Raw genomic sequence first — 18,345 nt, forward strand, 5'->3', positions numbered from 1 at the left:
ACCATGAAGCACGAGTACGAGGCCACGTTCCTGTCCGTCGACGTCACCGACCTCCGGGCCAGGCTGACCGCCCTGGGCGCCGTCCAGGCGTTCCCCCGCACTCTCCTCACCCGCAGGATCTTCGAGAACGACGCCCTCGGCAGCGGCCGGTGGCTCCGGCTGCGCGACGAAGGGGCTCGATCCACCCTCACGCTCAAGCACGTCACGGACGCCACCGTCATCGACGGCACCACCGAGATCGAGACCGAGGTCGGCGATCCGCACGCCATGGCCGAGATCCTCCACGGCCTCGGCCTGCGTGAGGTCCGCTACCAGGAGAACTACCGCGAGGAGTGGCGCCTCGGCGACATCGCCTTCGACATCGACACCTGGCCCGGCCTGCCGACCTTCGTCGAGATCGAGGGCCCGGACGAGGCGGCGGTCCGCCGGGCCGCGTCACTGCTCGGCTTCGACTACTCCGAGGCCCGGTTCGGCAGCGTCGACGAGATCTACCAGAGCGAGATGGGCCGCGACATCCTCACCGAACCCACCCTCCTCTTCTCCCCTCGCGAACGCGGCGGAGCCGGGTGAGCGGTCATCGCGGCGCGATCGGGGCCTGGCGGTAGCGGCCCCAGGCGACAACGAGCGCGAGCGCCACGAGCACGAAGTTGAACGGCGTGTCCGCCGCCTCCCCGCGTGAGACGTGGAAGACGATCGCGGAGCCCTGCAGCGCGACCAGCCCGAGCGCCGCCAGGACGGTCAGGCCGGGCTTGACGCGCGTGAGCGAGGGCAGCAGGACGCCGAGCCCGCCGAGGACGTCGAACACCGAGGTCCCGTAGAACAGGATCGGCGGGACCTCTCCCACCCAGGCGAACGACTCGGCGACCTGCGCGAGAGGCGTGGCCATCTTCCACACGCCGCCGCCGACCAAGGTCAGTGCCAGTAACGCCTGGATGACCCAGAGTCCGATGTTGAGGCCCTTACGTGCGGCCTGGGGTTGTGAGACAGCAGCCATGACGCCCTTCCTCGCCGGCCCGGCGGCCGGTCAACGCCACGAATATAGCCACATTGCCCACTAATGAACAGTCTGACCAGAAGTAGACGCTTGGCATATTACCGCGAGGCGGGGGTCAACTTTTCGAGTAGGGTTGGCAGGCGTGGAGGAGCCAGAGGTGAGCAACGTCGACCCGCGAGTCCAGCGGACCCGCCGCGATGTCGTCGATGCCGCCACGGCGCTGTTCAAGTCCGAGGGCTGGGCGGCGGTGACCCACGCTGAGGTCGCCCGCCGCGCGGGCTACTCCAAGGCGACCGTCTACACGCACTGGCCGACCCGTCTGGACCTCGTCCGCGCCTCGGTCGGCCAGATCTGCGGCGCCGCCGAGCACCCCCGGCCGACCGGCGACCTACGCGCCGACCTGGTCCGGGAGCTGCTCGACTTCGCCGACGACCTGTCCCAGGGCCACCTGACCCGGGTCCTCGGCGGGGTCCTCGAACGCGCCGACAACGACCCGGTGGTGGGCGAGATGCGCGAGCAGCTCTGGGCGGAGGGTACGCGTTCCATGGAGGCGATCCTGCGCTCCCACCTGCCGGCGCAGGCGGTCGAGCCCTGCCTGGCACTGCTGACCGGCGGCGTGCTCGTCCGGGTCGCGCTTCAAGCCCGCCCGGCGACCGAGGAGTTCGTCGAAGACCTCGTCGAGCGGGCTCTGGCCACGTCCGGGCTGTGACATCCGGTGGAAGGCCCGTATCCGCAGACGCGGCTTGACATGATCGCGTCGTGAGCGATAGACGCATCGCTGGTGTCGTCGAAAATCACCGTGCCCGCCTTATCCACGCTGGCGATCCTGCTGCCGCTGGCTCCCACCGCCATCGTGCCCAAGCCCGCGAACGTCGTCGCCGGCGTGGTGATCGCCGTGCTGCTGGTGGTGCCCGTCGTGGTGCTGCGCCGCCGGCGGTGGGCGCCCCGGTCTGGCGCCGCACTGCTCGCCCTGCTCGCCGTGGCCGCCGCCCTGCCGCCGCTCACCGGGCTCGGCGACCCGAGCGAGGCGGAGCTCCGACGTCATCTCGCGATCCAGTACGCCTCCGGCGGACCGGCGGGCTTCGACGCCGGGGCCTACGGCGGGGCGCTCCGCTTCCTGCCCTGGGACGCCAACGACCTGCTGCTGCTCGCCGTCGCCTGCCTCGCCACGGCGGCGCTGCTGCTGGCACTCGGCCGGGCCACCCACCCGAAGGAGCGGCCGGAGCCTCTCCCGCTGCGCTGGCGGTGGCCGCTGGTCATGTGGGGCAGCGCCCTGGCGCTGGTGAGCGTTCCTCACGGGATACTCCTGGCGGCCCTCGCCGACGGGACAGCCGAGCAGTCCATCATGATCGTGGACGGCAACTGCTTCGGTGGCCTGGGGGAGATTCTGTTCGGTCCTGTGATGACGTTCCAGATCCTGGTCCCACAACCGATCACGGTCGCGGTGGGCTTCGGGCTGTGGGCCCTGCTGGCCCGCACCGGCCACCGGCCGCTGGGCAGGGTGGTGGGCTGGCTGACGGTGGTGCCCCTGGTGCTCGGGGACATGATGACGAACTGGATGCCGGTGCTCGGGTGCGCACGATCCTCGGACGAGACGGCCAGCCCGATCACGCTCCCGTGGGCCCTGCACACACTCCTCCCCGTCGTCCTGATCGTGCTGGCAGTACGGCTACGCCGAGCCATCGCCTCAAAGGAGGAAATAACACCTATCAGGGCCTGAGGCTGACGCGACATCTGCGCCGTTCCTGCAGGTGGGAGAGGGTGGGCTCCGGTACGGCGGGTGGTTGGTCGGCTAACTGAGCAAGCCTCGTCGATACCCCTCGCCGACGGCGGCGGCGCGGTCGCGGACGCCGAGCTTGTCGTAGATGTGCAGCAGGTGGGTCTTGATGCTGGCCTCGCTGATGAAGAGTTTGGCGGCCGCCTGGCGATTGGAGGCGCCGTCAGCGACGAGGGCGAGGACCTGCAGTTCGCGGTCGGTGAGGGCGGCCTTGACCGGTCGGCGTACCTGGCCCATCAGGCGGCCGGCGACCGAGGGGGACAGCACCGGCTCGCCCGCGGCGGCGGCGCGGACGGCGCGCAGGAGTTCGTCGGTGGGGGCGTCTTTGAGGAGGTAGCCGGTGGCACCGGCTTCGATGGCGGGCAGGACGTCGGAGTCGCCGTCGAAGGTGGTCAGGACGAGGACCTTGATGTGCGGGTGGGAGTGGCGCAGGGCGGTGATGGCGGTGACGCCGTCCATTTCGGGCATGCGCAGGTCCATGAGGACGATGTCGACCTTGAGTGCGGCGGCGCGGTCGATGCCTTCGCGGCCGTTGGCGGCTTCGCCGGCGACCTCGATGTCGGGTTCGGCGTCGAAGGCGGCGCGCAGGCCGTCGCGGACGATGGGGTGGTCGTCGACGAGGAGGAGGCGGATCATCGGGGGTTTCCTTGGAGCGTGGGGACGGTGGCGCTGACGGCGGTGCCCTCGCCGGGCGTGCTCTCGATTTCGAGGGAGCCGCGGGCGCCGCGTAGGCGTTGTCTCATGCTGCTGAGGCCGAATCCTTTGCCGTCGGGGTTGTGGATGCCGGTGCCGTTGTCGCGGATGTCGAGCAGGACGACAGTGTCGGTGTAGGAGAGGGTGAGGCCGGCGCGAGTGGCGCCCGCGTGTTTGGCGACGTTGGCGAGGGCTTCCTGGGCGACGCGGAAGAGGGTGACCTCGATGGCGGGGCTGAGGGGGATGCGGTCGCCGGTCACTTCGACGTGGAGGTCGACGCCGGTGCTCTGGCTCCAGTTGCGGGCCAGGGTGGTCATGGCTTCGGGGAGGTGGGCGTCTTCGAGCTGGTGGGGCTGGAGGGCGGCGACGGAGCGACGGGCTTCGGTCAGGCTTTCCTGGGCGAGGGTGAGCGCGAGTTCGAGGTGGGTGTCGGAGTCCTCGACGCGTTGGGCGGCACGTAGCTGGGTGATGATGCCGGTGAGTCCTTGGGCGAGGGTGTCGTGGATCTCGCGTGCCATGCGCTGGCGTTCGTCGAGGATGCCGGCCTGGTGGGCCTGGGTGAGGAGCTGGGCGTGGAGGTCGGCGTTCTCCTCCAGGGCGGTCTGGAGGTCGTTGACTACTTTGCGGTATTTGCGCTGCCGGTCCTCGATCTTGATGCCCGCGATGGAGCCGCCGCCGATGGCGACGGTCTGCACGGCGATGATCGCCAGGTAGAAGACGATGAGCTGGGTGGTGGCCTGGGCCCAGTCGAGCGTCGAGCCGTACAGGACGAAAGAGGTGGTGGCGACGGCGGCGAAGGTCCACTTGGAGGGAGCGAAGTTGGCGGCGAGGAAGAAGCCGGAGATGCAGTAGATGATGAAGATGGGGTCGTGGAAGGCGAGCAGCGCGGCGGTGGCCAGGACGCCGGCGAAGTGCACGGTGACGACGACCCGGCGCCCGCGCAGGGCCGCGGGCAGGAGGGTGTGGGCGCCGAGAATCCACGCGAGAGCCAGGGCGGTGAGCGCGAGCGTACGCGGGATCCCGCCTTCGGGCTGGTCCGGTGAGGCCAGGCTGATGGCCAGGGAAGCGGCGAGGGTGATGTAGGGGACGATCTCGACGACACGCTCGAAGCGTTGCTCCCAGGCCGAAGGCGGAAAGGGATCGTTCATCCGGAGCGTGCTCCTCCTCGCGGGTATGGACAGCTTTTACCTGGTGGCGGCCAATGAGGGCGAGTTTAGGCGCATGGGGATCAGGATGGCGTAGCCGTACATGAGCAGCCCTAGGGCAATCATGAAGATGACGGTGGGCCATTGCCAGACCGGCGGGAGATGAAGGGCGAGGAACCAGCCGCGGTCCTCGATGCCGACGATCTTCATGACCATGGGCACGACTCCTTGGGGGAACAGAGGCAGCCAGGCGATGGTGTAGCTGATCGTGACGCCGATGCGGTGCTGGATGGGCAGGTCCGCGGTGGTGGGCTTGTCAGCCTGGGGTGCCGGGCCGTGCTTCATGAGGTTGAGCAGATCGATCCCGTGGTTCTCGAGTCTGCGGTAGGCGATCCTGCCCAGTCCCCAGGCACTGAGGGCGCCGGTCAGCACACCGGTGGCGATGCCGGCCCAGGGGTTGAGGAGGATGGCGCCGGCGGCGGGCAGGGCGGTGGCGGGGACCGCGAGGAGCACGAGCCAGGCGAGGCTGGTCTCTGCGCTTTCGTCGGCGCCGGTGCTGAGCGGGTTGCCGCCGCGCTTGTGGGGGTCGGTGCCGGGGACGAGCGAGGTGACGGCGAGCAGGACGATGACCCCGGCGCCGCCGCCGAGGAGGGCGGGGAGCAGGCCGAGTACCCACGGCCAGGCCCAGGTCTGGCCGCTGACGAGGGTGCCGGCCAGGGAGAGGAGCACTGCGGCTGGGCCGACGACGAGGAACCAGGCCAGTTGGCGTCCGCGTACATCGGCGCGTTCCGCGCCGGGGGTCATGAGGGTGAGCCAGAGGGCGGTCCCGTCAGCGCCGTAGAGGTTGGCCGAGGACGCGGCGGCCATCACGATCACGATGAGTCCCGTGAAGGGAACCATGATCCAAGCGTCGATGGTGAGGAGCAGGAGGGGGGTGACGATGGCGTAGGAGAAGGCGGTGGCGAGCAGCTGGATGCGGACGAGGTCGCGCCACCAGGCGCGCAGTTCCTTGGCGGCGGCGACGCGGACGCCGCTGGTGCTGGGGAAGGGGCGGGGGGTGCCGCGGCGGGGCGGCACGCCGCCGCGTGCGGCCGAGACGACGCGCCGCGCCAGCAGGCCGGACCATGCGGCCAGGAGGAGGGCGATCACGCCGGCGTTGGCGGCGAGGATGGCGAGGGCGAGAGGCCAGGGGGCTTCGATGGCGGCCACGCCCCATCCGGAGGGCAGGACTCGGACGAGAACCTGGGACCAGCCGGCGGTGTCGGTGCCGCCCAGAGCCACGACGGGTGCCCAGCCGTTGCTGCACAGCGCGATGGCGGTGCCGGTCACGATGCCGACGGCGGCCGCGGTGGCGCGGGATCTGACGAACAGCCCGATGAGGGCCACGATGACGCGGGAGATCATCACCATGGTGATGAGCGTGATGACGGCCGCCACCAGGCCGATGAGCACCCCGGCCGGGCCGAAACGCCAGCCGTACACGGGCAGGGACAGCAGGGCGATGAGATTGACCACAGGTGCGGGACCCGCGAAGGCGCCGGCGAGCAGTGCCGCCGCGATCCGGCCTGGCGCGACCGGGAGCATGGAGAAGTATTCGGGGCGCAGGGCCTCGCTGCCGCCCCCGATCAAGATGGGGCCGAAGATCCAGCCGGACAGCCACACGGCCAGGGTGAGGGGCAGGTAGGCGGGCCACAGGACGGCGACGGCGATCGTTCCGAAGGCCAGGATCAGCCCGGCCGAGACGCCGGTGTAGAGATTGGAGGCGTTGTCGCCGCGCAGGGAGTTGCGCGTGAGCGCCAGCCGCATGCGCATCATGGGGTGCGCTAGGCCGTGAGCCATGCCAGCCCCTCCGCTCCTCCGGTGCGGGCGCCGACGAGGTCGACGAAGGCGTCCTCCAGGGTGTCGGCGCCGCGGACGTCGGCCAGCGTCCCGGCGGCCACGACGCGGCCGTCGGAGATGACGCCCACGTGGTCGCAGAGCTGCTCGACGAGGGCCATGACGTGACTGGAGATGATCACGGAGCCGCCGCTGCCCGCGAACCTGCGCAGGATGGTCCTGATCGTGGCCGCGGAGACGGGGTCGACGGCCTCGAAGGGCTCGTCCAGGACGAGCAGGCGGGGCGCGTGCAGGAGAGCGACGGCCAGCCCGATCTTCTTACGCATGCCGGTGGAGTATTCGATGACCAGGGTCCGCTCCGCGGAGTCGAGTTCGAGGATCTGGAGGAGTTCGTCGGTACGCTCCGCGACGACGGCGGGCCGCATGCCGCGCAACAGGCCGAGGTAGGTGAGGACCTCGCGGCCGGTGAGCCGTTCCGGCATGGCGTTGCCGTCGGGCAGCACGCCGATCAGTCCCTTGGCCTGGACGGTGTCCCGCCAGACGTCCACGCCGAAGATCTCGGCGCTGCCGGCGTCAGGGCGGAGCAGGCCGACGGCCATGGCCAGAGTGGTGGTCTTGCCGGCGCCGTTGGGGCCGACCAGGCCGTAGAAGGACCCGGCGGGGACGGTGAGGTGGATGTCGTCGACGGCCAGGTGGTCGCCGAAGGCTTTACGGAGTCCGATGGTGCGGAGGGCGGGCTCCCGGTGTGTTGGCATGCCTTGAGAATCGCGCGAGGGCGGGCAGGGCGGATCGGCCGGCCGGAGAGCGGGATGGTGGATTCCGGCATCAACCGATCGGTTGATGCCGGGAGAGCGACTGGTCCGTGGTGTGGGGGCCTTTCCGAGCGGTGCCCTGCGACGTAACTTCGTGAAGTACGTACTTGATGATCCTTGCGGAGTTGACGCCCGTGAAGTCTTCGGAGAGCGAGTTCGTCGATCGGATGGGCCTGGTCATGGAGCGCCTGGGCGCCACGCGCTCCATGGGCCGCCTCTGGGCGTGGCTGATGATCTGCGACCCTCCCGACCCCTCGCTCACCGACCTGGCGGCGGAGCTCGGCCTGAGCAAGACCGCCGTCAGCACGGTCGCCAGGCAACTGGAGGCGGCCGGAATCATCGAACGTGTCCCCACGGCCACCCGCGAGCACCGCTACCGCGAGGTCGGCGGCGGGTGGGCTCAGATCCTTCAGGTCCAGCTCGGGCTGGTGAAGCAGAGCCTGGATACGCTGGAGTACGGGCTGTCGCTCCTCGGCGAGGACCGCGTCCACCAGCGCGTCCGGCTGGAGGAGACCCGGGACTTCTTCGCCTTCACCGTGCAGGACGGGGACGAGATGCTCCACCGCTGGCAGGAATACCGCGAAAGATCATCCTGACGTACGTCTCCATCAAGGGATCTACGACAAGGAGAGGCGATGGCCGACATCGTCGAAAGGTACGACATCCCCGTACAACACTTCTGGCTGCACGGACCCCGATCGGGCCCTGCGGTGGAGTTCGCGGCCGACGCCGGAATGTGGAACGTCTACGGTTACCCGGAGCTGCACGAGGTGCTCGGTGACCCGGCGACATTCTCCTCCGACACCATGCGGGTGGTTCCCGAGTCCATGATGCCCCCCAAGGACGAGTTCTCCCTGGACGGCTTCATCACCCAGATCGACCCGCCGGAGCACGGCAAGCTACGCAAGCTGGTCAGCGCCGCCTTCACCCGCAAGGTCGTCGCGGATCTCGAGCCCAGAATCGCCGCGCTCACCCACGAACTGCTCGACGCGGCGCGTGACCGCGAGCGGTTCGAACTCGTCAGCGACCTGGCCTATCCTCTGCCCGTCATCGTCATCGCCGAGCTGCTGGGGATCCCCAGCAGCGACCGCGCCCTGTTCAAGCGGTGGGCCGACGCGCTGTTCCAGCGGGACGCCAAGGTCTCGATCAAGCAGTCCGCGGAGGAGCGGGAGGCGGAGAACCAGGCGGTGATGAAGCCGTGGAAGGAGATGTCCGACTACCTCGCAGGCCATGCCGCACAGCGCCGCCGGCAGCCGCGCGCCGACCTGCTCACCCGGCTGGTCGAGGCCGAGGTGGACGGTGACCGCCTGCCCGAGGGCCAGGTGGTCAACTTCGCGATCCTGCTGCTGCTCGCGGGGCACATCACCACGACCATGCTGCTCGGCAACACGGTGTTGTGCCTCGACGCCTTTCCCGAGCAGCAGGACCGGGCGCGTGCCGACCGCGCCTCGATCCCGGCCGTCATCGAGGAGTCGCTGCGGCTGTTCACGCCGTTCGCCGCGCTGGGCCGCGCCACCACGCGCGAGGTCGAGCTGGGCGGTGTGACCATTCCGGCCGATCAGATGGTCATGTGCTGGATGGCGGCGGCCAACCGGGATCCCCGGCAGTTCCCCGACCCCGAGGCCTTCGACCCGCATCGCGACCCCAACCCGCATCTCGCCTTCGGGCGCGGCATCCACTTCTGCCTGGGCGCCCCCTTGGCCCGGCTGGAGGGACGGGTCGCGCTGAACATCCTGCTCGACCGCTTCGATCGCCTCCGTACGGATCCGGAGGACCCGGTGCAGTTCATCCCCACGCCGACCCTGAGCGGCGTACGGCGGCTCTCGCTCATCCAGAGCTGAGGCGGACGGGGGGGGGGGGGGGCCCCCCCCCCCCCCCCCCCCCCCCCCCCGCTCCGCATGCGGCGTGCCGCCGCCCACCGCGGTCATCTCCGCACTGCTCGGCGTCCCGTACGAGGCCCGCGCCCAGTTCCAGGCCTGGACCCAGGCCACCGGCGACATCACCGACCAGGCCCGCCATACCTCGGCACCCGCCGGTCAGGCAGGAAACCTGTCGATCTCCACCGGGGACTGGCCTACCCTGGCCACATGGCTCATGGGAAGACGTCCTTCGTCTGCTTGCCTTGCCGCGCCTCGTACAAGCAGGCTCACCCCGGCCTTGGTCACCACGACCGGATCTGCCCGCGGTGCGCCGAGCCGCTGATCCATGTCGGTTCCGCCTTCGCGGCCCCACCTCGGCGCGACACCGCGGCCTGGCGGGTGCTCTCCCTGTTGCTGCACGCGGGTGTCCGCTTCCACAAGGGTTGTTGTGATGGGCCGGGCTACCGCCCGCGCACCCTCAGTGAGGTACGCGCACGGATGGCGTACGCTCGCACGACCGGAGAGCCGTTCGCCAAGGCCCTGGTCCGCTACGAACTGCCCGCTTAGGCGTTGGCGGGCAGCGTGGCTCGATTGGCCCGCCGACGTGCCCGGATCAGCGAGATGTCGGCACGCGGGCATCTACGCTGTGCGCATGCCGCCGTATCTTGACGTCTACGTCTGGGTTCCGGCGCGCGACTCCCAGATCCTCGGGCGATTCATCGACAGCTACGTCAACACGGCCGCCAGTGATGACCGGCTCCACGTCTTCATGCGGGTGCATGTCCTGGGCAGCGCGAGCGACACGGATCATAGGGCCCTCGATGAGTTACGCCTAGACAGCGGACGCGATGTCATCACCCTTTATCTCGCGGCTCGCAACCATGACGAGGCGATCATCACGTTGACCCGTGACGGAGCGACCGTCCTCGGCCTCAGCGTCGAGGCCCCCGACGACCTGCCGGAAACGCTCAGGCAGGCCGAACAACTCATGCGGCGGCTCCGACAGCAATTCTCCGCTCCGGCCGGATGCGCGGGAGTCGAATTGCCACCGGCGGGTGACCGCTCCGAATGGTACGAGGAAGCATTCGTGCTGCTCCGCACGGGCGAGCTTCCGACATGATCGGACGTGCCACCATCTGAAGAGATGCACAGCTACACCATCGGGCATCCCGGTCCCACCGCTCTGCCCGGCGTCACCTTCCATAGAGGGCGGGCAGGTCGACCAGGAGGAGATCGTCGCGACGGCCGGCAAGCTGCGCCAGGTCCGGGTAGAAGCCGTGCAGGGAGTACAGGGCCAGGGTGGTGGCGGCGGTGTCGTACCCCTGATCAGTGAGCAGGTCACGGATGCGCTCCAGGCGTTCGAGGTCACCGGTCCCCCGGCGGGCGACGGTCGCCTTGGCCTCCCCCAGGAGCGCGATCCTCGCACGGGGGGCCTGCGGGCGCTCGCCCGCGGCCAGGGCGATGACGTCGACCTCGTGCTTCGTCCGAGCGACCGGGTCGGCGACCTCGGTGGTGCCGACCGGGCCGGGCAGTCCACCGGGCAGCAGGGTATGGGCGTAACGGCGGGTGAAGTCGCGGGCCAGGTCCTCGAAGTGCGGCCCGAGGATCTTGGAGTTGAAGGTCGGGGCGGCCTGCTGCCACACCTGCTCGGCGAAGCCCTGCTCCACGGCGGCGGCCTGCGGGAGGGTGATGAGCTGGTTGAAGCGGATGACCGGGTCGGCGAGGGTGATGACCGGCTGCCGGGCGCGCAGGATGTCCTGCTCTCGCCGGATGTAACCGGTCGACTCCAGCACACCCAGCGGATGGGCGACGGCGTTGCGCGGGCGTTCCAGGGCGGCGCCGATCTTGCTGGGAGTGGTGGCGCCCTGCGCGATCGCGGTGAGGATGTCGTAGTAGAGAGTGTGCTGCGTGATCCTCGGGTCCTCGCGCAGCAGATACTCGGTCTCGGTACGCGAGTACACCGCTCTGCCCGGGTCGAGCAGCGTCCGGGTGAGCCAAGTGTCGAACCCGTCGTCCGGATGCGGCCGGCCGGCCACCGGCCGGTAGCCGGGCGCCCCGCCGAGGACCGCGTGCACCTTGAGCGCGGTCAGCGGATCGCTGATCTGCCAGAAGGCCCGGCTGTTCCGGTAGTCGAAGGCCCCGAGCCGTAGATCTACCACCGCACGGCCGCGCAGCGGCTTGGTCCCCGAGAGCAGTTCGTGCATGACACTCATCGCGGAGCCGCACAGGATCAGCCGCGGCCCTGGCCCGGTAGCAGCGCGGGTACCGCGCTGGCGCTCGTCGTAGAGCTGCTGGAGCAGTCCCGGGATCTCGGGCGAGTGCTGGAGCAGATACGGCAGCTCGTCGATCACCAGGAGCGGGTGCGGCGAACGGGCGGCGACCTCAAGGGCGTTGGACAGGACGTCACGCCAGTCCGTCAGGCGCAGGCTCCCCGGCCGCAGACCGGCGTGAGCGGCGACCGCGTCACTGAACCGCCGAATCGCGGGCAGCCGCCCCTCCTCCCGGACCGCGGTCACGTACAGGCCGCCGACCTGCTCGGAGAGCGCCTGGAGGAGGTACGACTTCCCGTGCCGCCGACGACCGGACACGATCCCGAGCCGCATCGCGGGATCCGGGTCGGTGAGGAACTCCGCGAGCAGACCCCACTCCCGGTCGCGGTCGACCACGTCATCCGGCTTGGCCAGCAGACTCGTCTTCATCAGGTCTCCCACACATCCACTACGACGGAATGTGTCTAACTCTACTTCGACGGAATCCGTACAACAGGGCTGACACATCCGCGCCGGCGCGGCACCGTCCGCTCCAGCGATCTACGGCTTCCGGTGGCCCGGCGGCAGCTCGAGTTCTGCCGACCGGCCTCACGACGGACGCACCCCTAACGGCGGCCGAGCTGTTCGCTCGTGCCGTTTCCTCGCTCAGCCGGCTGTGTGGGCGGTGCCCGGCCGCTGTTGCCAGGGCTCTCCGGTGCCATCGGCGGCGAGGTGTCGTTCGTAGGCGGCCACTTTGCCGTTGATGAGATCGAGACAGTCGTGCAGCTGCGCGAGTTGCGCGATGACGTGGCGCTGATGCTCGCGCAGCATCTCGAGCCGTTCCGCTTCGTTGCCGCTGCCCTCGCGGACGAGCCGGGCCAGCCGGCTGATCGTCGCCAGCGGCATGCCGGAGGCCCGGAACTTCACGCAGTTGCCCAGCCACTCGACATCCCAGGGGGTGTACACCCGCCGACCGCTCTCGTCGCGCCGCACCTCGCCGGCGAGCAGCCCCGCACGCTCGTACAACCGCAGCGCGTGCACGCTCAACCCGGTGCGCCTGGCCACCTCGCCGATACGCAGAACTTCAGCCGTCATCGGCGAATCGTAGCCGGTTGACCTAGACCTCGGTCTAGCACCTAGCGTCTGCGGCATGACCAGCGACACGACACATGGCACTGGGCAGAGCGCATTCGGCACGGGCGGTACCGCCGCCGAAGTCCTCACCGGGATCGACCTCACCGGCAGGACCGCGGTTGTCACCGGCGGCTACTCCGGACTGGGTCTCGCGGCCACCCGCGCGCTCGCCGGCGCCCGGGCGCGAGTCGTCATCCCGGCTCGCCGTCCCGATGCGGCGGAACACGTACTCGCCGATACCCCAGGTGTGGAGGTCGACCGGCTCGACCTCGCCGACGTGAATTCCGTACGAGCGTTCGCCGAGCGATTCCGGCGCCGGCACGCCACCCTCGACATCCTGATCGCCAACGCCGGGATCATGGCCTGCCCCGAGACTCGGGTGGGGCCCGGCTGGGAGGCACAGTTCGCCACCAACCACCTCGGCCACTACGCGCTGACGCAGCTGCTGTGGCCCGCCCTCACGGCCGCCGGTGCGGCCCGCGTCGTTTCGGTCGCCTCCGGGTACAGCGCGGACCAGCGCATCCGGTGGGACGACCCGCAGTTCAGCCGCGGCTATGACAAGTGGGCCGCGTACGCCCAGTCGAAGCTCGCCAACATCCTGTTCGCCCGCCACCTGGATCGGCTGGGCGGGCCGTACGGGGTCCGCGCCTTCTCGGTCAACCCCGGCTACATCCTCACTCCGCTGCAGCGGCACCTCACTGTCGACGAGATGGTCGCTGCCGGCTGGATCGACGCTGAGGGCAAGCCGGCGCCCGGTCTGTTCACCACACCCGAGCAAGGGGCGGCGACACTGGTCTGGGCCGCCACATCACGGGAGCTCGACGGGCACGGTGGCGACTACTGCGCTGACTGTCGCATCCTCGACGGCGGTCCGACAGACGATGGCGAGGCATCCCGTCTCTGGACGCTCTCGGCCAACCTGACGGGCCTCGACCTCGTCCACTGATCCCCGGGCAGCGGGTCACGTCCGGTCAGTACCCGACCACCGGTTTCCTCAAGCCGCCGATGGTCCAGGGAGCGGCGGAGCTCGCCCCTGATGCCGCGTAGGACACGCGCCGGGCACGCACCCAGCGTTGCGCGCTGTGAGGGATCTTCGTAGTGTGAGCTCCCTCACCGAGGATCGGAGTCTCGATGTACGAGCCGGAGCGACGCGTACCGACCAGTGGTCCGGGTGGGAAATGAGTCCCGAGATCGGACCTTGGCCGGGGCCTGGTGACACGGCGGGGGCGAACGGATCCGGAAATGATGGGTTCGACATCGACCGCAGGGGCGTGCGGGCCGTTTCCGGCAAGTTCATCGAGCTAGCGCACGACGGACTCGAAAAACCCCTGCACACGTATGCTCAACTCGCCGTGGGCTTCCCCTGGAAGTTTCCTCACGAACTCGCCAGGTGTCTCTACGAAGCCGGCCTGTCGGCGGCCGTGTTCTGGAGGACGCTGAACGAGGAGATCGGTACGGCCGGAGTCCTGATCGAACGAGCCTGTACCAGGTATGATCTTGTAGATAATCCCCGGCTCGGCGACATGCCCTTCATGGAGGCGGGCTCCGGAGGGGTGCGGCCTCCCGACCGGCTCGGAGAGCGGCCTCCCATTCTTTGGGATGGTTATGGTGCGAGCAAGCACTACCCCAACGGTACTTTCCTGCTGCCGCCGGTGGTCAACGACGGCGTCGAATGGGTGAGCGCGGAAGAGGCGGTGACGAGCTTCTATCGGCCCTCTGCCGAGTGGGAAGAAGGTATCCCGACGTTCCTCGATCTGCTGATCGGCTCTCTGGTCGAATTGGCGAACACCCTGCCGCTGCGGGCGCAGGACCTGCACGACGCTCCTTGGCGCGGTGAGGCCGCCGACCTGGCGCAGCGCGCACTGCGGCAGATCTACGAAAATTTCCACTATCTGGCCACCTGGGCTGACACCCTGGATGCCGCGTGCAAGAGGTTTCTGGAAGTCGTCGACTGGTACGCCAAGAACTTCTACGAGATGGTGGACCCGCATCGTCCCTACGGGGATGAGCTCCTTGCTTTGGGCACCACGGCGGACAACTGGACCAAGAGCTTCTACGAGATGGCGGACCCGCATCGTCCCTACGGGGTTGAGCTCCTAACCACGGCGGACAGCCGGGCCAGGGCTTTTCTCAGGACGGCGAACTCCCTGTTCCTCGAGGTTGTTGACATGATTCCCCAGCCCCTCACGGAGAACCTGCCGGGCCTGATGGTGGTCGACGAGGATCTCAAATCGGTCCGCTGGGAGATCAAGTATGACAAGGAGCACGGCCCAGTTCTCTGGCATGAGCGCGGGCGCTTGGAGGAGAACGAAGGGCTCCTCCAAGACCTGGAGGCGGCGGAGCGGACGTACGGCTAGGTCATACACCACCTGGCTCACCCTGCGGGTCGCGCTTCCGTGGACGGATCGGTGCGCGGGGCCCTCAGTACTGATCTCGCAGTCGGCGAGCGGATCATGGCCCGCGATTCACCACCTGAGACTCAGGCAGGACGTGGACTCCGCCGCCCGGCCGGCATCCCTCGTGCTCGACCCCATCGACCTCCTCGCGCTCACGTCGGTCGGCGAGCAGCCGGTCGGCGCGGTGGGTGATCGGTTACGGATGTTCGAAAATTCATATAGCGGTGCTACTTCATTCTCGTCAACGCTGTTGATCACTGGCTACTCTTGATCTCCGATCACCGTACATGAGGATTTTTCGAATTCTTCCGGCTTGCTCAGCCGTCCAGCTCAGGACGGTTCGCTCCCCCGGAGGACCAGTGAGACCGCGGTCTTCATTGGCGGGCACTGTTGTGCTCGTCATCACCGCGACGCCCATGCTCGCCGTCGGATCACCAGCTCAAGCCGCCACCGATGACCCCGCCGTGGCCAAGCGCCAAGCAGTGGGCTGCCGAGATGCACCGCAAGAAGGGGTCGCTCAGCGACAAGACCCTGCTGTGCTACCTGTCGCTCGCCCAGAACGGCAGCAAGGTCTTCCCCGAGCTGACCGACGCCGGTTCGCTCGGCAAGGCGTACAAGGTCCTCGCTCCCAAGAGCAAGACCGCCAAGGCGCTGCTCGACCGTGAGCTGCTGGCCGCCTGGCTCAACTACACCCACGGCGTCTACAACGGCTCCGCCAAGGTCCACGGCAGCACCACGCTGAAGCAGGCCGTCGGCACCGCCGAGAAGCACCGCACCAAGAACGGCACCTCCGCCCAGCTCAAGAAGGTAGCCGTGTACCTGTACAGGCACGTCAACAAGTGATCAGGTACGCGTAGTACCGCGACAGCCGGCCGCGCGCATGCCGGTGAGACAGGAGGACCCCGGGCAGTTGCCCGGGGTCCTTTGTCGGCTGCGCCCGGCACCTGGCGATCTGTGGGGCTCTTCCGCTGGAAGGCGACGCGGGTGAGGAGGTCCGCCAGGGTCTTCTGCTCGTCGGGACTGAGATCGCCGAAGGTCTCGGGTCGCTGGGATTACCTCAGTGATCGCTTAGAACTTCGGCCCCGAGGAAGCGAGCCCCGCCTACGACGACCGTGGCGATCCGCTCGTAGCCGGAGCCGTGCACGAGGGCGGCGATGACGTGCTCAAGACCATCCGGTCGGGGAAGCGCGGGTTGTGGCAGCCCAGCGGGTGGGTGTCCACGTGCTCGGGCAGCAGCGCCGCGAATTGGTCCCACAGGGGTTCGAGCAGGCTCGATGGCACGACAGGCACGAGACCTCCGGTGATCACTGGGCGTAGAGAATTCCATGATCATTCGGGCTCGTGCCTGCTCTTCATCCGGGGCACCTTCCGAGCCACACGGTCGGAGAGCTCGCATGGCGTCTCAGCCCGCTGGGCATAATGCTTGAAGCTGGGAGGTGAACACCATGACCGGAAGGCACAGCTCCAACAGCGACACGCCGATGGGGGTGGGAGGCCAGCGCGGTGGGGCGGCTGACGTTCCGAGCCCCCTCGTGGACGAGTTCGCCTCAAGGTTGCGGGGGCAGCTCATCCGGTCCGGGGACCCGGGCTATGAGTCGGCACGAAGGCTCTGGAACGGTGTGATCGACAGGCGCCCGGCACTGGTGGCGCGGTGCGACGGCGACGAAGACGTGGTCGCCGCAGTGAACTTCGCCCGCGACAACAAGCTGTTGCTCGCGGTGCGCGGGGGCGGGCACGGTGTGGCCGGCCATGCGCTCTGCGACGGCGGACTGGTCATCGATCTGTCGGAGATGACAAGGGTCGATGTCGACCCCGAGGCATGCACGGTGCGTGCACAGGGTGGCTGCACGCTGGGAGACCTCGACCGTGAGACCCAGCGCCATGGGCTCGCCACTCCCATGGGGGTGGTATCGGCGACGGGGATCGCCGGTCTCACCCTCTCAGGGGGGATGGGCTGGCTTCGGCGCAAGTACGGGCTGAGCTGCGACAACCTCGTGTCCGCGAAGGTGGTCACCGCCGACGGGAACCTGCTGGCCGTCAGCGCGAGCGAGAACGAAGACCTGTTCTGGGCGATCCGCGGCGGCGGCGGCAACTTCGGCGTCGTGACATCCTTCGAGTACCGCCTGCATCCCGTAGGCCCGGAAGTTTTCTTCTGCAACGTGTACTACCCGGCGAACCGCGCCAGAGAAGTACTGCAGTCCTGCGAACGGTACGTGTCCGGGGCACCCGATCAGGTGGGTCCGCTCGGAGTGCTCGGCCAGGTTCCAGAAACCGAGGAGTTTCCGCCGGAGTCGCACGGAGAGCCCTACGTGGCACTTCTCGCCCTGTTCCCCGGCAACCCGGCGGAGGGGGAGCGAGCCCTGCAGCCGCTCCGGGAAGTCACCGAGCCGATCTGCGACCTCAGCGGCGCCACCACCTACACAGAGGCGCAGAAAGTCCTGGACGACGACTACCCGGACGGCGGGCGCTACTACTGGACGTCCGTGAACGCGCCCGGGCTCAGCGACGAGCTGATCGAGCGTCTGGCCGAACACGCCGCTGCGGCGCCGTCACCGGACTCGACCATCGACGTCTGGTATCAGGGCGGCGCGATGGCACAGGTGGGCGAGGAGGAGACCGCCTTCGCCAACCGCAGCGCCTCCTACCTGCTCGGAATCGAGGGGAACTGGGAGGAGGAGACCGACTCGGCCGAGAACGTGACCTGGGTACGCGACACCTTCGCCGACCTGCGCTCCTTCTCCGCCGGGGGCATCTACCTCAACTTCCCCGGCTTCCTCGAGGAGGGCGAGCAGCTCCTGCGTGAGGGCTACGGCGGGAATTACGAACGGCTCTCGGCAGTCAAGGTGAAATACGACCCCGCAAACCTCTTCCACCTCAATGCGAACATCAAGCCGAAGAGCTGACGGGCACAGCTGTCGTGCACAGCCACCGAGTGTAGAGAACTCCATGGTCGCGTAGGCCTATGCCCGTTCTGCCGCCACTCCCGAGCGCGCCCGCACGCACGCCCTACTGCCGGTCACTCTTAGCCAGCTGCCTGCTGATGACAGGCGCTGGATCTGGTTCGTGCCCTCGAAGATCTGCAGGATCTCCGACGCCCCGCCCGTCTACCTGAGGAAACCTGTCGATCACGACGCTGAGCGGCGGCTACGGTTGCGACTGGCTTTCATCGTTTCTCCTCGGCAAGCTGAGCCTGCCCTCACGCAGTAACGTCCCGCCGGCATCCCGTGGGCTGTGATGGCCACTTCCGACGCGGTCCCCGGCGTCTTTTGCATGAGCTTCGACATAAGCCCTGAATCGCTGCACAACGGGATCGGAGCGGCTGGGCACTGTGTTCGGCCCCTGCGAGCCCTCGGCATCCCCACGCTAACCGCCCGAAGGCCAGGACGCATGGGTCACCGTCGGTGAGCACACCAGGGGGCGGAGTGCAGCGTGATGACGGGAGACGAGCCG

General features: G+C 68.6%; 18 protein-coding genes and 1 pseudogene. 11 read left to right on the top strand and 8 right to left on the bottom strand.

Features of this window, described 5'->3' with window-relative positions; genetic code table 11:
* Positions 1–3 precede the first annotated feature (3 nt).
* Positions 4–570, top strand: coding sequence for a class IV adenylate cyclase (locus tag ACIBQX_RS46020; protein ID WP_397016293.1), 567 nt, complete (start codon positions 4–6; stop codon positions 568–570).
* Between the two features lie 4 nt (positions 571–574).
* Here ACIBQX_RS46020 and ACIBQX_RS46025 read toward each other — a convergent pair whose 3' ends face one another.
* A complete protein-coding gene (locus tag ACIBQX_RS46025) occupies positions 575–994 on the bottom strand; it encodes a DoxX family protein (protein WP_397016295.1) in 420 nt (139 codons plus the stop codon).
* Positions 995–1,151: 157 nt separating this feature from the next.
* Here ACIBQX_RS46025 and ACIBQX_RS46030 point away from each other — a divergent pair, with 157 nt between their 5' ends.
* Positions 1,152–1,703 carry a TetR/AcrR family transcriptional regulator gene (locus ACIBQX_RS46030; protein WP_397016297.1) on the top strand — a complete coding sequence of 184 codons (552 nt, stop codon included), beginning with the start codon at positions 1,152–1,154 and terminating at the stop codon, positions 1,701–1,703.
* 72 nt (positions 1,704–1,775) lie between these two features.
* On the top strand, positions 1,776–2,714 hold the full coding sequence (locus ACIBQX_RS46035; RefSeq protein ID WP_397016299.1) for a hypothetical protein: 939 nt from the start codon (positions 1,776–1,778) through the stop codon (positions 2,712–2,714).
* A 72-nt stretch (positions 2,715–2,786) separates the two neighbouring features.
* On the opposite strand, the gene ACIBQX_RS46040 is transcribed toward ACIBQX_RS46035, so the two are convergent.
* From ACIBQX_RS46040 to ACIBQX_RS46055, 4 genes are read right to left on the bottom strand one after another with little or no spacing between them, the layout of a single operon-like run.
* On the bottom strand, positions 2,787–3,407 hold the full coding sequence (locus ACIBQX_RS46040) for a response regulator (RefSeq protein ID WP_397016301.1): 621 nt from the start codon (positions 3,405–3,407) through the stop codon (positions 2,787–2,789).
* Positions 3,404–4,612, bottom strand: a complete 1,209-nt coding sequence (locus tag ACIBQX_RS46045) for a sensor histidine kinase (RefSeq protein ID WP_397016303.1) — start codon at positions 4,610–4,612, stop codon at positions 3,404–3,406. The genes ACIBQX_RS46040 and ACIBQX_RS46045 overlap by 4 nt, the downstream gene beginning before the upstream one ends.
* 36 nt (positions 4,613–4,648) lie before the next feature.
* The gene (locus ACIBQX_RS46050) at positions 4,649–6,448 is read right to left on the bottom strand and encodes a hypothetical protein (RefSeq protein ID WP_397016305.1); all 1,800 of its coding nucleotides are present in this window, start codon (positions 6,446–6,448) and stop codon (positions 4,649–4,651) included.
* Positions 6,433–7,200 carry an ABC transporter ATP-binding protein gene (locus tag ACIBQX_RS46055; RefSeq protein WP_397016307.1) on the bottom strand — a complete coding sequence of 256 codons (768 nt, stop codon included), beginning with the start codon at positions 7,198–7,200 and terminating at the stop codon, positions 6,433–6,435. The genes ACIBQX_RS46050 and ACIBQX_RS46055 overlap by 16 nt, the downstream gene beginning before the upstream one ends.
* A 191-nt stretch (positions 7,201–7,391) precedes the next feature.
* Between ACIBQX_RS46055 and ACIBQX_RS46060 the strand changes: the two genes are divergently transcribed.
* The 4 genes from ACIBQX_RS46060 (at position 7,392) to ACIBQX_RS46075 (ending at position 10,236) form a co-directional block, all read left to right on the top strand.
* The gene (locus tag ACIBQX_RS46060) at positions 7,392–7,853 is read left to right on the top strand and encodes a GbsR/MarR family transcriptional regulator (protein WP_397016309.1); all 462 of its coding nucleotides are present in this window, start codon (positions 7,392–7,394) and stop codon (positions 7,851–7,853) included.
* Between the two features lie 39 nt (positions 7,854–7,892).
* Positions 7,893–9,098, top strand: a complete 1,206-nt coding sequence (locus tag ACIBQX_RS46065) for a cytochrome P450 (RefSeq protein WP_397016311.1) — start codon at positions 7,893–7,895, stop codon at positions 9,096–9,098.
* 246 nt (positions 9,099–9,344) lie between these two features.
* Complete coding sequence (locus ACIBQX_RS46070; protein ID WP_397016313.1) at positions 9,345–9,683, top strand: hypothetical protein; 339 nt, start codon at positions 9,345–9,347, stop codon at positions 9,681–9,683.
* 85 nt (positions 9,684–9,768) lie between these two features.
* A complete protein-coding gene (locus ACIBQX_RS46075; RefSeq protein ID WP_397016315.1) occupies positions 9,769–10,236 on the top strand; it encodes a hypothetical protein in 468 nt (155 codons plus the stop codon).
* 73 nt (positions 10,237–10,309) lie between these two features.
* Here ACIBQX_RS46075 and ACIBQX_RS46080 read toward each other — a convergent pair whose 3' ends face one another.
* Together ACIBQX_RS46080 and ACIBQX_RS46085 are read right to left on the bottom strand one after the other, a co-directional pair.
* Complete coding sequence (locus ACIBQX_RS46080) at positions 10,310–11,815, bottom strand: ATP-binding protein (RefSeq protein ID WP_397016317.1); 1,506 nt, start codon at positions 11,813–11,815, stop codon at positions 10,310–10,312.
* 216 nt (positions 11,816–12,031) lie between these two features.
* Positions 12,032–12,460 (bottom strand): MerR family transcriptional regulator, encoded by a 429-nt coding sequence (locus tag ACIBQX_RS46085; protein WP_397016319.1) that lies wholly within the window; start codon positions 12,458–12,460, stop codon positions 12,032–12,034.
* 55 nt (positions 12,461–12,515) lie between these two features.
* On the opposite strand from ACIBQX_RS46085, the gene ACIBQX_RS46090 reads away from it, so the two are divergent.
* From ACIBQX_RS46090 to ACIBQX_RS46100, 3 genes are all read left to right on the top strand, one after another.
* Positions 12,516–13,445: an SDR family NAD(P)-dependent oxidoreductase gene (locus ACIBQX_RS46090; protein ID WP_397016321.1), complete on the top strand. Its 930-nt coding sequence runs from the start codon at positions 12,516–12,518 to the stop codon at positions 13,443–13,445.
* A gap of 232 nt (positions 13,446–13,677) precedes the next feature.
* Positions 13,678–14,856, top strand: coding sequence for a hypothetical protein (locus tag ACIBQX_RS46095; RefSeq protein WP_397016323.1), 1,179 nt, complete (start codon positions 13,678–13,680; stop codon positions 14,854–14,856).
* 492 nt (positions 14,857–15,348) lie between these two features.
* The gene (locus ACIBQX_RS46100; RefSeq protein WP_397016325.1) at positions 15,349–15,738 is read left to right on the top strand and encodes a hypothetical protein; all 390 of its coding nucleotides are present in this window, start codon (positions 15,349–15,351) and stop codon (positions 15,736–15,738) included.
* Between the two features lie 268 nt (positions 15,739–16,006).
* Here ACIBQX_RS46100 and ACIBQX_RS46105 read toward each other — a convergent pair.
* Positions 16,007–16,185, bottom strand: a pseudogene (locus tag ACIBQX_RS46105) (IS5/IS1182 family transposase); the annotation flags it as partial.
* A gap of 155 nt (positions 16,186–16,340) precedes the next feature.
* Between ACIBQX_RS46105 and ACIBQX_RS46110 the strand changes: the two are divergent.
* Positions 16,341–17,798, top strand: a complete 1,458-nt coding sequence (locus ACIBQX_RS46110; protein ID WP_397016327.1) for an FAD-binding oxidoreductase — start codon at positions 16,341–16,343, stop codon at positions 17,796–17,798.
* The last annotated feature ends 547 nt before the right edge of the window (positions 17,799–18,345 follow it).

Source organism: Nonomuraea sp. NPDC049714, from assembly GCF_044465295.1.
Classification (GTDB): Bacteria; Actinomycetota; Actinomycetes; order Streptosporangiales; family Streptosporangiaceae; genus Nonomuraea.

What these genes read in the sequence shown, in the direction of transcription:
- ACIBQX_RS46020 (WP_397016293.1), top strand. Translation starts at nt 4, where the DNA reads ATGAAGCACGAGTACGAGGCCACGTTCCTGTCCGTCGACGTCACCGAC.
- ACIBQX_RS46025 (WP_397016295.1), bottom strand. Translation starts at nt 994, where the DNA reads ATGGCTGCTGTCTCACAACCCCAGGCCGCACGTAAGGGCCTCAACATC.
- ACIBQX_RS46040 (WP_397016301.1), bottom strand. Translation starts at nt 3,407, where the DNA reads ATGATCCGCCTCCTCCTCGTCGACGACCACCCCATCGTCCGCGACGGC.
- ACIBQX_RS46045 (WP_397016303.1), bottom strand. Translation starts at nt 4,612, where the DNA reads ATGAACGATCCCTTTCCGCCTTCGGCCTGGGAGCAACGCTTCGAGCGT.
- ACIBQX_RS46050 (WP_397016305.1), bottom strand. Translation starts at nt 6,448, where the DNA reads ATGGCTCACGGCCTAGCGCACCCCATGATGCGCATGCGGCTGGCGCTC.
- ACIBQX_RS46055 (WP_397016307.1), bottom strand. Translation starts at nt 7,200, where the DNA reads ATGCCAACACACCGGGAGCCCGCCCTCCGCACCATCGGACTCCGTAAA.
- ACIBQX_RS46065 (WP_397016311.1), top strand. Translation starts at nt 7,893, where the DNA reads ATGGCCGACATCGTCGAAAGGTACGACATCCCCGTACAACACTTCTGG.
- ACIBQX_RS46070 (WP_397016313.1), top strand. Translation starts at nt 9,345, where the DNA reads ATGGCTCATGGGAAGACGTCCTTCGTCTGCTTGCCTTGCCGCGCCTCG.
- ACIBQX_RS46075 (WP_397016315.1), top strand. Translation starts at nt 9,769, where the DNA reads ATGCCGCCGTATCTTGACGTCTACGTCTGGGTTCCGGCGCGCGACTCC.
- ACIBQX_RS46080 (WP_397016317.1), bottom strand. Translation starts at nt 11,815, where the DNA reads ATGAAGACGAGTCTGCTGGCCAAGCCGGATGACGTGGTCGACCGCGAC.
- ACIBQX_RS46085 (WP_397016319.1), bottom strand. Translation starts at nt 12,460, where the DNA reads ATGACGGCTGAAGTTCTGCGTATCGGCGAGGTGGCCAGGCGCACCGGG.
- ACIBQX_RS46090 (WP_397016321.1), top strand. Translation starts at nt 12,516, where the DNA reads ATGACCAGCGACACGACACATGGCACTGGGCAGAGCGCATTCGGCACG.
- ACIBQX_RS46095 (WP_397016323.1), top strand. Translation starts at nt 13,678, where the DNA reads ATGAGTCCCGAGATCGGACCTTGGCCGGGGCCTGGTGACACGGCGGGG.
- ACIBQX_RS46100 (WP_397016325.1), top strand. Translation starts at nt 15,349, where the DNA reads ATGACCCCGCCGTGGCCAAGCGCCAAGCAGTGGGCTGCCGAGATGCAC.
- ACIBQX_RS46110 (WP_397016327.1), top strand. Translation starts at nt 16,341, where the DNA reads ATGACCGGAAGGCACAGCTCCAACAGCGACACGCCGATGGGGGTGGGA.